This window comes from Salmonella sp. HY31, assembly GCF_042604575.1.
GTDB classification, from domain to species: Bacteria; Pseudomonadota; Gammaproteobacteria; order Enterobacterales; family Enterobacteriaceae; genus Salmonella; species Salmonella diarizonae.
Map to the genome: position 1 here is coordinate 60,642 of NZ_CP170479.1, position 13,753 is coordinate 74,394.

The window sequence follows — 13,753 nt, forward strand, 5'->3', positions numbered from 1 at the left end:
CGTTCGTCAGACAGGACATCCGGTATCTCGCGTAAATGAAGACTGGCGTTAATAAATTACATTCTGACAGGCCAGAACGTCGACAGCTATAAATTTACCGCTATGATGGGCATCCTGTTTGGTGACGGATGTGCGCATGATTTGGTTGATTCTGGCCACGTTTGTGGTGGTGTTTATTGTGGGGTTTCGGGTGCTGACATCGGATACCCGCCGGGCGATTCGCCGCCTGAGCGAACGCCTGAATATTGATGTAGTGCCGATAGAATCGATGATTGATCAGATGGGTAAAACGGCGGGCGGTGAATTTTTACAGTATCTGCATCGCCCTGATGAGTCGCATCTGCAAAATGCCGCTCAGGTGTTACTGATCTGGCAAATCGTGATTGTCGATGGCGGCGATCAGAATTTGCAGCGGTGGCATCGGTTGCTGCAAAAAGCGCGTTTAGCTGCGCCGATCACCGATACACAGGTACGGCTGGCGCTGGGCTTTTTGCGCGAAATGGAACCCAATATGCAGGAGATCAACGCGTTTCAACTGCGCTATAACGCCTTTTTTCAGCCAGAAGAGGGTGTCCACTGGCTGCATTGATAGCACGATGGGTGATAAGGAGCAGGCGAAAGCCGTCATTGGTAAATAGTTGCTAAACGTTAATCAGATCACATTTTGTAATGTTACACTGCGTGGCTTTTCCGCAATAAAACACGCAGGTAATAACAATGAATGAAAATCTCACAGAAACAACCCGCGCAGATGAGGTTGCCAGGCCTAACTGGTCAGCCGTTTTTGCCGTGGCGTTTTGTGTCGCCTGCCTGATTACCGTTGAGTTTTTGCCCGTTAGTCTGTTGACGCCGATGGCGCAGGATCTGGGGATTTCCGAGGGGGTCGCCGGTCAGTCAGTCACCGTTACGGCGTTTGTCGCGATGTTTTCCAGCCTGTTTATTACCCAGATTATTCAGGCGACCGACAGACGTTATATCGTTATTCTGTTCGCCGTTTTGCTGACTGCTTCTTGTTTAATGGTTTCCTTTGCTAACAGCTTTACGCTGCTATTGCTGGGCCGCGCTTGTCTTGGGCTGGCACTGGGCGGATTCTGGGCGATGTCGGCGTCGCTGACCATGCGACTGGTTCCCGCGCGTACCGTGCCGAAAGCGCTGTCGGTAATTTTTGGCGCGGTCTCCATCGCATTAGTGATCGCCGCGCCGCTGGGCAGTTTTTTGGGCGGTATTATTGGCTGGCGTAATGTCTTTAACGCCGCTGCGATGATGGGCGTACTGTGCGTCATCTGGGTGGTGAAATCACTGCCGTCGCTGCCGGGCGAACCTTCCCACCAAAAACAGAATATGTTTAGCCTGTTGCAACGCCCTGGCGTGATGGCCGGGATGATCGCCATCTTTATGTCTTTTGCCGGGCAGTTCGCTTTCTTTACCTATATTCGCCCGGTCTATATGAATCTGGCGGGCTTTGACGTTGATGGTCTGACTCTGGTGTTGCTAAGTTTTGGCATTGCCAGCTTCGTTGGCACTTCTTTCTCATCTTACGTCCTGAAACGTTCGGTAAAACTGGCGCTGGCCGGTGCGCCGCTGGTACTGGCGCTGAGCGCGCTGACGCTCATCGTGTGGGGAAGCGACAAAACCGTGGCGGCGGTAATAGCGATTATCTGGGGACTGGCGTTTGCGCTGGTGCCGGTGGGTTGGTCAACGTGGATCACTCGTTCCCTTGCCGATCAGGCGGAAAAAGCCGGTTCCGTCCAGGTCGCGGTGATTCAACTGGCGAATACCTGTGGCGCGGCGGTGGGCGGTTATGCGCTCGACAATTTCGGGCTGCTTTCGCCGCTGGCGCTTTCCGGCAGCCTGATGCTGTTGACGGCGTTAGTCGTGGCGGCGAAAGTCCGTATTACGCCAATGAGTTGATATTGCTGCCATTTTTAGGCCGGATACGACGTTAGTCGTTATCCGGCAATAATAAACGCTTAATCAAAACCGTTATGCTCTGCGGTGGCGGCAAACCATTCTCCGCTTTTTTTCACCGTGCGCGTTTGGGTGGCTAAATCCAGTTGTACAAAACCATAGCGATTTTTATAGCCGTTCAGCCATGACCAATTATCGATAAAGGTCCACATGTGGTAGCCAAGACAGTGACAGCCCTCGCTAATGCCTTTATGCAGCCATTTAAGATGCTCAGAGATAAAGTCAATTCGGTAATCATCGTGAATCTGTCCCGCTTGCACAAAACGTTGCTCGTTCTCAACGCCCATCCCGTTTTCGGAGATAAAACAGCGCGGATTGTCGTAATTATCCCGCAGGTTGGTGATGATGTCGTAAATTCCCGGCGCGTAAATTTCCCAGCCGCGATAAGGGTTCATCTTGCGCCCCGGCATGTCGTAATAGTCAAATAACCACTCCGGCATAAACGGCGCTTGCGGATTCACCGCTGTATCACGGCATTTCACGCGGCGCGGCTGATAATAGTTAATCCCCAGCAAATCGATTTTGCCGTCGGCAATAAGCTGACGGTCGCCTGGCTGACAGGCGGGCAGTTGGTCATAGATTTTCAGCAGCGCCACCAGTTCCGCCGGGTATTCTCCCCTTAATACCGGGTCAAGAAAACTGCGGTTAAATAACAGATCCGCATGATGCGCGGCTTGCACATCGGCGGGATGCTGCGAGCGCGGGTAGGACGGCGTCAGATTCAGCACCACGCCGATTTCACCGTCGTAGCGCCCGGCGCGCCAGGCGCGCACGGCGGTCGAGTGCGCCAGCACGGTATGGTACGCCACGGTGGCCGCACGTTTAAAATCCACCACATTGGGATAGTGGAAGTCGTACAAATAGCCGCCTTCCACCGGCACAATCGGCTCGTTAAAGGTAAACCAGTGCTTCACGCGGTCGCCAAACAAGGTAAAACACGTTTGCGCGTACCGACCAAACGCCTCTACGACGTCGCGATTTTCCCAGCCGCCTTTCTCCTGCATGACCATCGGCATATCAAAATGGAACAGCGTAATAAACGGCGTGATGCCCTGCGCCAGTAGCTCGTCGATGACGTTATTGTAGAAGCTCACCGCTTGTGGATTCACCTCGCCTACGCCGTCTGGAATGAGACGTGCCCAGCTTAGCGAGGTGCGAAAACTGTTGTGTTTTAACTGCTTCAGTAGCGCGATATCGTGCTTCCAGCGGCGATAGAACGTTGAGGTTTCCGCCGGACCGACGCCCTGGTGAAAACGGCCAGGCTGGCGCTCGAACCACACATCCCACGTGGTCTGGCTTTTACCGCCATTCAGACTATCCCCTTCGGTTTGCAACGCTGAGCAGGCGCTGCCCCACCAGAAGTTATCGGGAAAACGGTATCGCATTGTCGTGCTCCTTGCTCGCATAAATTCGCTCCAGAATACGCGGTTTCCGTAAACAGAAACCGGTTACAGTACGCATTTTCGCGACCAAAAACGGAAGTGGTGTGCTACATCTCCGGGCATTCCACCTTACCGAGAGCCTGCCAGTAGTTATGCTGATTGTTGCGCTCTATCGCGGTCATCGCCTCCCGAATATGCTGCTGGTTCCCCTCTCCCGCCATGATTTTGTTCTCCCAGGCTTCATCAGTTAACGCGCCTTTCGGCGTACACATTTTGCGCAAGTCCTTTAAAATCGTGGTTTTTTCATGCGTCGTCTGAAGCGAGCTAAACGGAGAATCGGCATACGTGATGCCCGGTAGCGCGACAAGCGCGGCAATAAGCAGAAGCGTTTTTCGTTTCATAAACGGTATCCTTATCGGTTTGCACCTTCTCAAGAGTAAGTGTAGACCGCGTGGCGTTCACTCGTCGGGGCGTGCGATCCGCTGGTGCTGAACTCAGACAAAAGTGGGAAAGCGGTTTCTCGCTGCGCCTTCACTTTCTTGCATAGCAGAATAGGGTATGTTCTGAACACTCTTTGATTTCGTAAGCGGTAGTGTAATGAGACGTATTGAGATCGTACTGGGAGAGCTGGAACGGCTAACGCGCGGGCTATGTCTTGCCGATCTGGCGCAGGAGACGGCGTTTACGGCGGAGGCGATAGGTTTCAATCTTGGGCTGGCGCGTAACTCCGTCAGCAAAGATCTCAATCAGTTATGGAATGACGGCCTGGCAATCAAAAGCCATGGTCGCCCGGTCTATTTTATGCATCGCCAGGCACTGGAAACGTTGCTGGGACGTCAGCTAGAAGAGTCTGAACGTGAGGTGCGGTCGGTGGCGGATGTGCTGCCGCATGAAGAGCATTACGTGCCCGACGATCCGTTTACCAGCCTGATTGGTTACGATCGCAGCCTGCGCGATGCGGTAGAAAAAGGCCGTGCGGCGGTGCTCTATCCGCACGGTTTACACGTTCTGCTTACCGGGCCGTCCGGCGCCGGTAAAACCTTTTTTGTGGAGCTGATGCACCGTTTCGCCTGTGAACAGGCGAGCGGCGCTATCCCGCCGCTGGTCCACTTTAACTGCACGGAATACGCCCATAACCCGGAACTGTTCTCCTCGCATCTGTTTGGTCATCGACAGGGGGCGTTTACTGGTGCAAATGAACATAAAACAGGCCTCGTGGAGCAGGCGGACGGCGGTTATCTGCTGCTGGATGAGGTGCACCGTCTGTCTTATGAAGGGCAGGAAAAGCTGTTCTCTATTCTGGATAAAGGCGAGTATCGTCCGCTTGGCGTAAGCAGCCAGCCGCGATCAATTTCGGTACGCCTGATTTGTGCCACTACTGAGCCGATCGGGTCGGTGCTGTTACGTACTTTCCAGCGGCGTATTCAGGCGTGTATTGATTTGCCGGGCATTCGCCAGCGCTCCGTTGAAGAACAGATCGAACTGATCGTGGGATTCTTACAGCGGGAAAGTCGCAAAATAGAACGCACGGTCAGCATTGATAAACCGTTGTTGCTCTGGTTGCTGAATAAACCCCTGGAAGGCAATATCGGTCAGCTTAAAAGTGATATTCAGTTTCTTTGCTCTCAGGCGTGGGCAGCGGGAATGACCGAGTATAACGACACGCTACAACTGGACAAACGGTTGGCGGAGATGTCGGTTAACCCGACGCCGGAACAGCGTTTATTGGTGGATACCCTATTTGACGGTAAAGCGTGGCTAAATATAGACGCGCGCACGCTGCCCGCATTGAAGACGTCGCTGGCGACCGGGGCGGAAATTGAAGAGAGCGACCTCTTTTACAGCTTCCTGACGCGCGAATATGTTAATTTGCGCAACAGTAACGTCCCCCCGGCGGAGACGCTGGCGATCCTGAAAAATAAACTCAGCTCTATTTTTGAATACGGTCTCTACATCCGCGACAGCGTGGCGCATCCGCCGCGCTATGGCGACCAGATTGAAGAGCGCGTGACGCTGCTGATTGGCTGCGTAGAGCAGGTGTTGGACTTTTCGCTGCCGGAAAATCTGGTTAACCCACTGCGTAAACACTTCCTGGCGCTGATAGGCTACGTGCAGCGCGGATATGGTTATCTACAGCGGCGCGAAAGCCTTTAATGCGCCAACCTCCGGCTTTATCACCGGTAAGAAAACGTGGATTGCCGCCTGCAAAGCGCAGTACCAGGGGATTGCCAGGGCGATGAAAATCGGCAAGGAAAACATGGTCGGGCTGGTGTATGCGCTGGAGAATTACCACCAGGGCAAGACGATCGTGACTGCAACACAGTTACAGCCGGTCGCAGAAGCGATTTCCGCCATCCATGGGCTTTATGCCGATATCGAACAGGATGAGGCCGGGCGTGCAATCTGGCGTATTCGTGTGCGGGTGAACGCGCCAGAATTGGGGCTGAACGCGCAGGACGTCGAAGCGCAGTTGCGCGGCGGCGAGATAGCGATTTACGCCCGCAAATATCAGCTTCATCAGGGGGTTCTTAGCCTCGATCCACGCACGGTAGCCGAAGGGGAAATGGCATTGATTGTGGCGCGACTCAGGGAGATTGCAGAACATGCAGCAGATTAATTTTTATCGTCAGCGGGTAGCGATTAACGTGCTGGCAAAGGATATCGCCAACGCGAAGGCTATCTATGAAGCCGCCGAAGGCCATGCGGTCATTGGCGTACTTTCCGCGCAGTTCGCTACGGTAGAAGAGGGCGTGCCGGAGGTGAAACGCTGGATGGCGGAGGTGCCGTCTATCTCGGTGGGACTGGGCACTGGCGGCGACAGGCGGCGAGCAAACACATATTAACGCGTTGGTTAGCCCGACGGGAACGCCTGGAGAGGTGTTGATTTCTACCGGCGTCAGCAGCAGCCAGGGAACGCCAGCCCGCGTTTCCTGTGATGCGGCGGTACGCATGATGCAGGATATGGGCGCACATGCGGCGAAGTTTTTCCCGATGGGCGGCGAAAAGTCGTTACCGGAATTATATGCGCTGGCGACAACCGCCGCCCGCCACGGCATGATGCTCATCGAGCCGACCGGCGGTATCTCACTGGATAATTTCAGTATTATCCTACAAACCTGCCTGGAAGCAGGCGTGCCGCGCATTATGCCGCATGTTTACAGCTCGATTATCGATCCGCAAACCGGCAATACGCGCCCCGAAGACATCATTCGGTTGATGGAGATAGTCAAAGCGCTGGTGTGAGGTTTATCGCCGAAGAGCGCTGCGTTTACCAGGTCTACAGATAGCGTGTATTTGTAGGCCCAGTCAGCGTTACGCTACCGGGTGATAATGCGTAGCAGGCTGGGCAAAAATGTACGTATTGCAGCCGTCAGTTATTCCCTTTCGAGCCTCCTCGCAGGGTTAAATTCTCCTGAATGCTGTCTGTATTTTTGGCGAGTACAGTTGCGTCATCTTATTCCTCAGGTGACGGATCGCCATGAAAAAAAGCCCCACGTCCACGCCTCATGATGCGGTATTCAAAACGTTTTTACGCCATCCGGATACCGCGCGGGATTTTCTCAATATTCATCTTCCCCATTCGCTAAGAATACGTTGCGATCTGACGACGTTGAAACTGGCGCCGGACAGTTTTATCGAGAAAAATTTACGCGCGTTTTATTCCGACGTCCTTTGGTCGCTAAAAACGTGTGAAGGCGACGGTTATATCTATGTCGTTATAGAGCATCAGAGTACGCCGGACGCGCATATGGCGTTCCGGTTAATGCGTTACGCGACTGCCGCGATGCAGCGCCATCTGGATGCTGGCCATAAAACGTTACCGCTGGTGATTCCCATGCTGTTTTACCATGGCGCGAAAAGCCCGTATCCCTTTTCGCTTTGCTGGCTGGATGAGTTTGACGATCCTGCACTGGCGCGTCAGCTTTATGCTACGGCATTTCCACTGGTAGACATTACGGTGGTGCCGGATAACGAGATTATGCAGCATCGACGTATCGCGATGCTGGAGCTGGTACAAAAGCATATACGTCAGCGCGACCTGATGGGATTGGTCGAGTGCTTAGCGGTACTTCTGATTACGGGAAACGCTAATGACAGTCAGCTAAAAGAGCTGTTTAATTATTTGCTAATACAGCATGGCAGTTCGCCTCGTTTTGGCAAGTTTATCCGCGAGGTGGCGCGTCATGTTCCCCAACACAAGGAGAGATTAATGACGATCGTAGACAGAATACGAGAATCGGGGCGCAGAAAAGGTAAGCGTGAAGGCGTGCAACAAGGCATACAGCAAGGTATACATCAAGGTATACATCAAGGTAAGCAGGAGGAGGCCTTGCGTATTGCTCATACGATGCTGGAACAGGGGATCGATCGGGAGATGGTGCTGATGATTACCGGGCTTTCTGACGAAGAGATTAAGGCAAAGCGCCATTAAACTTGCCCGGTAATCGTGCTTATCAACGGCGTTAAGCGGCCCGCACGCGTCGACGGGAATCGAGGGAGATCAGGATCACTGACGAGAGAATCAGCAGCGTGCCCAGCCAGTCCGGCAAGGTAAAACTAATCCCCAACAGCAGCAGCGACAGCAGGGCGCTGCTTAACGGTTCCGCGCAGCTTAAAATGCTGGCTTTGGGGCCGCCAATCAGTTGCGCGCCTTTCAAATACAGGCTGAACGTCAGCGACGTACCGATCACCACCAGGTAGAAAAAGGCCAGAATCAGGCTGCCGCTCACCGCAAAGTGCGTTCCTTCTTTAGCGTAGAAGGGCAGCAGAATAAGGCCGCCAAAGGACATGCTCCAGCCGACCACTGGCAGCGTGCCGTAGTGGGCGATTAGCCTGGAAGGCCAGGTCGTATAAAAGGCGGCGGCAAACGCGGAGGCGATACCCCAGAACAGCGCGGCTGAAGAGATCGACAGCGACGTTGGGTTACCGTGAGTCACCAGTAAAAAGGTGCCGATCAGCGATGTAAGAATGGCGGTTAAGACCAGAATGCCTGGTCGTGTTCTTCGCGCTAATGCAAACCACGCTACAATTATGGTCGGCGATAAAAATTGCAGTACTGTCGCGGTGGCGGCATTGGATTTTTCAATCGTGAGCAGGAAGGTTAGCTGAACGGTGAGCGCGCCCACTACGGAAAAAATCAGCAGACTCAGTGCATCTTTGCGGTTTTTAAGAATCGAAAATATTTTATCGCCGTGCATAAAGGAGAATGTCACCAGGATCAGCCCGGCGAATAACAAACGTGTCATCGTCAGGAACTGTGACGACATATGGCTTTGCTCCATGATGTACTGTGCGCAAACGCCTGAACTCCCCCACAATACGGCGGCAATCAGGACGTTTAGCATCCCTTTTCTGGTGGAACCCATTTTTTCCTCGTCATGTTGTTTTATTTTTTTACGTGCAGGCATCATAACAGAGCTATCGCCGGTATTAAGCAGGAATTTATTGTTTAATGATTTCAGACGAGCCTGTTATCGACATAATATTGTCATTTTTTTGTCATAAGAAAAAATATCAGACAAACTTAAACAGATCGTCACTAAACCCGCCTTTGCACTTTACGGAACATATTGACTGACTATAATAAGCGCAAATTCATGCAGGAGTAATATGTTGGACAGTCACTTTTACGTAAATCATCTGGCAAGTTAACGCACGCTATTCCTGCGCTGCTTGCCGAACCGGCGGGCAGCAATCTCCCCTTGTGACGATTGTCATCCCAATAATGTTACAACACGCGCATTGTCGCGAGGTAATCGTCATGTTCATGTTTAAACACGCTTTATTTCCTCCACCGTCAACACAACGCTAATTGCCTCAGGGCAGCAATTTGTCGTGTGCTAAATACAGCACGTATTATTCTTCCAGAAAAAATGGAGGAACGTATGTTAATGTTTCCTTATATTTCAAATTTACTGACCGCTATGCTGCTGGGCGCGCTGATTGGTGCGGAAAGACAATGGCGTCAACGTATGGCGGGATTACGCACCAATGCGCTGGTGGCGACAGGCGCCGCCGTTTTTATTCTGAGCTCCATGACGACATCGCCAGACAGCCCCGGGAGAATTGCGGCACAGATTGTCTCTGGTATTGGCTTTCTGGGGGCGGGCGTCATCATGCGCGAAGGGATGAATGTGCGCGGACTGAACACCGCGGCAACGCTATGGTGTTCGGCGGGCATCGGCGTGTTATGCGGCTTAGGGCAGTTCAAAAATGCGTTGGCGGCGACGATCATTATTCTTTGCGCCAATATTTTACTGCGTGAAGCGGCGCAGCGTATAAATCAACTCCCGGTATCCGCCGAGGAAGAAAAACGTTATATCCTGAAAGTGACCTGCAATAAAGAAGATGAGAGCGCGGTTCGTCAGTGGTTACTGAATATCGTAAAAGAGGCAGCGATTTGCTTACAGGGGTTAGGTTCGGTCCCCGCTCAAGAACAGGGTTATAAAGAAATTCATACCGAGCTCGTTGGTCATGCTGATTATCGTAAAACGCGAGAACTGATTATATCCAGAATAGGTGATAACGATAATATCACCGCTATTCACTGGAGTATTGACGGCCAATAATAGTTTATTCAATTTCAACATTACGCCAGACGTATAAGGAGGGAATGATGGATATTCCCGAGACTATAAAATAAAACTCACTCAAAATAGTGAGTGAGCAATAACCTTTTTTATGCATAGAGAATTCTCCCGGGGCATTCACCTTCAAATCGTGAATTTAATATTCCCTGGGAGTGATATGCAGGAAACACTACACCTTAATTTTGGGGATTCATCATGACTGACATGAACATTGAAAACCGGAAACTCAATCGCCCGGCGTCAGAAAATGATAAGCAGCATAAAAAAATATTTCCGATCGAAGCGGAAGCTTTTCATAGCCCGGAGCAGACGCTGGCGCGGCTGAACAGCCATCGTCAGGGGCTCACGACGGAAGAGGCTGGTCAACGGCTGAAAGTGTATGGGCGCAATGAAGTAGCGCATGAGCAGGTTCCTCCGGTGCTGGTTCAGCTTTTGCAGGCATTCAATAACCCGTTTATTTACGTTCTGATGGCGCTGGCAGGGGTCAGTTTCGTTACTGATTACTGGCTCCCGTTACGCCGTGGCGAAGAGACCGATCTCACCGGCGTGCTGATTATTCTGACGATGGTCAGTTTGAGCGGGTTATTGCGTTTCTGGCAGGAGTTTCGCACTAACAAAGCAGCACAGGCGCTGAAAACGATGGTTCGTACCACCGCCACGGTGTTGCGTCGTGGGCCGGGCAATATAGGCGCGGTGCAGGAAGAGATTCCCATTGAAGAGCTGGTGCCGGGCGATGTGGTTTTGCTGGCGGCGGGCGATCTGGTGCCCGCAGACGTCCGACTGCTGGCGTCACGCGATCTCTTTATCAGTCAGTCAATTCTTAGTGGTGAATCATTACCCGTAGAAAAATATGATGTTATGGCTGATGTGGCGGGTAAAGACAGCGAGCAATTGCCTGACAAAGATAAAAGCCTGCTGGATTTGGGCAATATCTGTCTGATGGGAACCAATGTGACCAGCGGCAGAGCGCAAGCGGTCGTCGTCGCGACGGGAAGTCGTACCTGGTTCGGCTCGCTGGCGAAATCCATTGTGGGTACGCGTACCCAGACGGCTTTCGATCGGGGAGTCAACAGCGTGAGCTGGCTGTTGATACGCTTTATGCTGATCATGGTGCCGGTTGTCCTGCTGATCAACGGCTTCAGTAAGGGAGACTGGGTAGAGGCTTCGCTGTTTGCGCTGGCGGTTGCGGTGGGGTTGACGCCGGAAATGTTGCCCATGATTGTCAGTTCTAACCTGGCAAAAGGCGCGATTGCGATGTCGCGGCGCAAAGTGATCGTTAAGCGCCTGAACGCTATTCAAAACTTCGGCGCGATGGATGTGTTGTGTACGGATAAAACCGGCACCTTAACCCAGGACAATATTTTTCTGGAGCATCATCTGGATGTGAGCGGTGTAAAAAGCAGCCGGGTATTGATGCTGGCCTGGCTGAATAGTAGCAGCCAGAGCGGCGCACGGAATGTGATGGATCGCGCTGTATTGCGTTTTGGCGAGGGCCGCATCGCACCATCGACAAAAGCGCGCTTCGTTAAACTTGATGAACTGCCATTCGACTTTGTACGTCGCCGGGTATCGGTGCTGGTGGAGGATGTGCAGCATGGAGACAGATCCCTGATCTGCAAAGGCGCTGTCGAAGAGATGCTGATGGTAGCCACCCATCTTCGCGAAGGTGATCGTGTGGTGGCGCTGACGGAAACACGCCGTGAGCTGTTGCTGGCGAAAACCGAAGATTACAATACGCAAGGATTCCGTGTATTGCTGATAGCGACACGTAAGCTGGATGGTTCCGGGAACAACCCGACATTACGTGTGGAGGATGAGACCGCACTTACCATCGAAGGGATGCTCACTTTTCTCGATCCGCCGAAAGAGAGCGCCGGAAAAGCCATTTCCGCGTTGCGGGATAACGGCGTGGCGGTCAAAGTCCTCACCGGCGATAATCCGGTTGTGACGGCGCGTATCTGTCTGGAAGTGGGTATTGATACGCACGATATCCTGACCGGAACCCAGGTTGAGGCGATGTCAGATGCCGAACTGGCGTCTGAAGTGGAGAAACGCGCAGTATTCGCCCGGCTGACGCCGTTACAAAAAACGCGTATTTTGCAAGCGCTACAGAAAAATGGTCATACCGTTGGTTTTCTTGGGGACGGGATTAACGACGCGCCCGCGCTTCGTGATGCGGATGTGGGGATCTCCGTCGACAGCGCCGCCGATATTGCTAAAGAATCATCAGATATTATTCTGCTGGAAAAAGATCTCATGGTCCTTGAGGAGGGCGTTATCAAAGGGCGAGAAACCTTTGGCAATATCATTAAGTACCTGAATATGACCGCCAGCTCTAATTTCGGCAATGTTTTTTCAGTACTGGTAGCCAGCGCGTTTATTCCGTTTCTGCCGATGCTGGCGATTCATCTGTTGATCCAGAATTTGATGTACGACATTTCGCAGTTGTCGTTGCCGTGGGACAAAATGGATAAAGAGTTCCTGCGTAAGCCGCGTAAATGGGACGCGAAAAATATTGGTCGTTTTATGCTATGGATTGGCCCAACGTCTTCTATTTTCGATATCACAACCTTTGCGCTGATGTGGTACGTCTTTGCGGCTAATAACGTAGAGGCGCAGGCGCTCTTTCAGTCCGGCTGGTTTATTGAGGGTCTGCTCTCGCAGACCCTGGTCGTGCATATGCTAAGGACGCAGAAAATACCGTTTATCCAAAGCCGGGCGACGTTGCCGGTATTATTGACGACCGGCTTGATTATGGCGATAGGCATTTATATTCCATTCTCACCTTTAGGCGCGATGGTTGGACTGGAGCCGCTGCCACTGAGCTACTTCCCGTGGTTGGTGGCGACATTATTGAGTTACTGTCTGGTGGCGCAAGGCATGAAGCGCTTTTATATCAAACGCTTTGGCCAATGGTTTTAATGATGTTTGAGGAGCGCACAGATGAATCGTTCACCCGATAAAATCATCGCGCTAATATTTTTACTGATTAGCCTGTTGGTGTTGTTTTTAGCCCTCTGGCAAATCGTTTTATAACGAGGTGACGCCATGCAAAAAAGAGGGTTGGACAAAATCTTTTTTCAGGTTGTCCTGATAGCAATCATCCTGATTCTACTGACTATCTGGATACGATAAGCTGCTGTTGGCGAACCCCGCTTAAAATAAGAATCGATGTAGTTGTTCTTTTTATGGCGGGGCGCTATTTTCATGGTATCCCACATCAAAAGGGCAATATCATGAACAATCGTCGTGGTTTAACAGCCGTCCTGGCGACTTTGATTACGTTTTCCCTGAGCGCTACGCCTGTGCTGGCGAATCCGGGAAATGGCAATGGCGGCGGACATGGTAATAACGTGGCTAATCAGGGTAATAACGGCAACGGATATAAAGGAAACGCCGGGCAAAAAACGGAACACCGTAAAAATGGCGGTAAACCGGATCACGTCGAGTCGGATATTAGCTACGTTGCCGCCAGGCAACTGGCAGTGAATTTAGGGCTGACGGGCTATCAATCTTTACCACCGGGGGTTGCGAAAAATCTGGCGAGAGGAAAACCGTTGCCGCCGGGAATCGCTAAAAAAACGGTGCCGGCGTCTATGCTGGGACAATTACCTTATTATCCGGGCTACGAGTGGAAAATCGTTGGGGATAACCTGGTGTTGATCGCGCTCAGTACTGCGGTGGTCACGGCGATTATTAATGGCGTGTTTGATTAAGCGTGTCGTACGGCGTTCATCGACCTGGTTGTAGGCAGAATAAACAGGCGATAGATAAAATAGCCCCATTAAATGGGGCTATTTAGCCTCTTCAAGA

At 52.0% G+C, this 13,753-nt stretch carries 11 protein-coding genes and 3 pseudogenes; 11 read left to right on the forward strand and 3 right to left on the reverse strand.

What is annotated here, in order from left to right; all coding sequences use genetic code 11:
* Positions 1–136 precede the first annotated feature (136 nt).
* Complete coding sequence (locus tag ACE15A_RS00285; RefSeq protein ID WP_023247252.1) at positions 137–589, forward strand: DUF1198 domain-containing protein; 453 nt, start codon at positions 137–139, stop codon at positions 587–589.
* 128 nt (positions 590–717) lie between these two features.
* Entirely contained in the window at positions 718–1,911 is a 1,194-nt protein-coding gene (gene nepI, locus ACE15A_RS00290; RefSeq protein WP_023247253.1) for a purine ribonucleoside efflux pump NepI, read from the forward strand.
* Between the two features lie 59 nt (positions 1,912–1,970).
* On the opposite strand, the gene ACE15A_RS00295 is transcribed toward nepI, so the two are convergent.
* The gene (locus tag ACE15A_RS00295) at positions 1,971–3,353 is read right to left on the reverse strand and encodes a glycoside hydrolase family 1 protein (protein ID WP_053509277.1); all 1,383 of its coding nucleotides are present in this window, start codon (positions 3,351–3,353) and stop codon (positions 1,971–1,973) included.
* A 104-nt stretch (positions 3,354–3,457) separates the two neighbouring features.
* Complete coding sequence (locus tag ACE15A_RS00300; RefSeq protein ID WP_053509279.1) at positions 3,458–3,751, reverse strand: YicS family protein; 294 nt, start codon at positions 3,749–3,751, stop codon at positions 3,458–3,460.
* Between the two features lie 196 nt (positions 3,752–3,947).
* On the opposite strand from ACE15A_RS00300, the pseudogene dagR reads away from it, so the two are divergent.
* The 4 genes and pseudogenes from dagR to ACE15A_RS00320 all read left to right on the forward strand — a co-directional run.
* Positions 3,948–5,471, forward strand: a pseudogene (dagR, locus tag ACE15A_RS00305) (transcriptional regulator DagR); the annotation flags it as partial.
* Positions 5,467–5,967, forward strand: a pseudogene (gene dgaE, locus ACE15A_RS00310) (D-glucosaminate-6-phosphate ammonia lyase); the annotation flags it as partial. The pseudogenes dagR and dgaE, both read left to right, overlap by 5 nt.
* Positions 5,954–6,593: pseudogene (locus tag ACE15A_RS00315) on the forward strand (KDGP aldolase). The pseudogenes dgaE and ACE15A_RS00315, both read left to right, overlap by 14 nt.
* A gap of 235 nt (positions 6,594–6,828) precedes the next feature.
* The gene (locus tag ACE15A_RS00320; protein ID WP_053509281.1) at positions 6,829–7,782 is read left to right on the forward strand and encodes an Rpn family recombination-promoting nuclease/putative transposase; all 954 of its coding nucleotides are present in this window, start codon (positions 6,829–6,831) and stop codon (positions 7,780–7,782) included.
* Positions 7,783–7,813: 31 nt separating this feature from the next.
* Here ACE15A_RS00320 and ACE15A_RS00325 read toward each other — a convergent pair whose 3' ends face one another.
* On the reverse strand, positions 7,814–8,716 hold the full coding sequence (locus ACE15A_RS00325; protein ID WP_023247261.1) for a carboxylate/amino acid/amine transporter: 903 nt from the start codon (positions 8,714–8,716) through the stop codon (positions 7,814–7,816).
* Between the two features lie 507 nt (positions 8,717–9,223).
* On the opposite strand from ACE15A_RS00325, the gene ACE15A_RS00330 reads away from it, so the two are divergent.
* The 5 genes from ACE15A_RS00330 (at position 9,224) to cigR (ending at position 13,656) form a co-directional block, all read left to right on the forward strand.
* Positions 9,224–9,919, forward strand: coding sequence for an MgtC family protein (locus ACE15A_RS00330; RefSeq protein ID WP_064055762.1), 696 nt, complete (start codon positions 9,224–9,226; stop codon positions 9,917–9,919).
* 216 nt (positions 9,920–10,135) lie between these two features.
* Positions 10,136–12,862, forward strand: a complete 2,727-nt coding sequence (gene mgtA, locus ACE15A_RS00335) for a magnesium-translocating P-type ATPase (RefSeq protein ID WP_063389918.1) — start codon at positions 10,136–10,138, stop codon at positions 12,860–12,862.
* Positions 12,863–12,883: 21 nt separating this feature from the next.
* Positions 12,884–12,976 carry a protein MgtR gene (gene mgtR, locus ACE15A_RS00340; protein WP_001082119.1) on the forward strand — a complete coding sequence of 31 codons (93 nt, stop codon included), beginning with the start codon at positions 12,884–12,886 and terminating at the stop codon, positions 12,974–12,976.
* A gap of 12 nt (positions 12,977–12,988) precedes the next feature.
* Positions 12,989–13,075, forward strand: coding sequence for a magnesium transporter protection protein MgtU (gene mgtU / locus ACE15A_RS00345; protein ID WP_252997328.1), 87 nt, complete (start codon positions 12,989–12,991; stop codon positions 13,073–13,075).
* Between the two features lie 101 nt (positions 13,076–13,176).
* Entirely contained in the window at positions 13,177–13,656 is a 480-nt protein-coding gene (gene cigR / locus ACE15A_RS00350) for an anti-virulence regulatory inner membrane protein CigR (RefSeq protein ID WP_053509286.1), read from the forward strand.
* The last annotated feature ends 97 nt before the right edge of the window (positions 13,657–13,753 follow it).

Coding starts and splice junctions, on each gene's coding strand:
- ACE15A_RS00285 (WP_023247252.1), top strand. CDS start 137: ATGATTTGGTTGATTCTGGCCACGTTTGTGGTGGTGTTTATTGTGGGG.
- nepI (WP_023247253.1), top strand. CDS start 718: ATGAATGAAAATCTCACAGAAACAACCCGCGCAGATGAGGTTGCCAGG.
- ACE15A_RS00295 (WP_053509277.1), bottom strand. CDS start 3,353: ATGCGATACCGTTTTCCCGATAACTTCTGGTGGGGCAGCGCCTGCTCA.
- ACE15A_RS00300 (WP_053509279.1), bottom strand. CDS start 3,751: ATGAAACGAAAAACGCTTCTGCTTATTGCCGCGCTTGTCGCGCTACCG.
- ACE15A_RS00320 (WP_053509281.1), top strand. CDS start 6,829: ATGAAAAAAAGCCCCACGTCCACGCCTCATGATGCGGTATTCAAAACG.
- ACE15A_RS00325 (WP_023247261.1), bottom strand. CDS start 8,716: ATGGGTTCCACCAGAAAAGGGATGCTAAACGTCCTGATTGCCGCCGTA.
- ACE15A_RS00330 (WP_064055762.1), top strand. CDS start 9,224: ATGGAGGAACGTATGTTAATGTTTCCTTATATTTCAAATTTACTGACC.
- mgtA (WP_063389918.1), top strand. CDS start 10,136: ATGACTGACATGAACATTGAAAACCGGAAACTCAATCGCCCGGCGTCA.
- mgtR (WP_001082119.1), top strand. CDS start 12,884: ATGAATCGTTCACCCGATAAAATCATCGCGCTAATATTTTTACTGATT.
- mgtU (WP_252997328.1), top strand. CDS start 12,989: ATGCAAAAAAGAGGGTTGGACAAAATCTTTTTTCAGGTTGTCCTGATA.
- cigR (WP_053509286.1), top strand. CDS start 13,177: ATGAACAATCGTCGTGGTTTAACAGCCGTCCTGGCGACTTTGATTACG.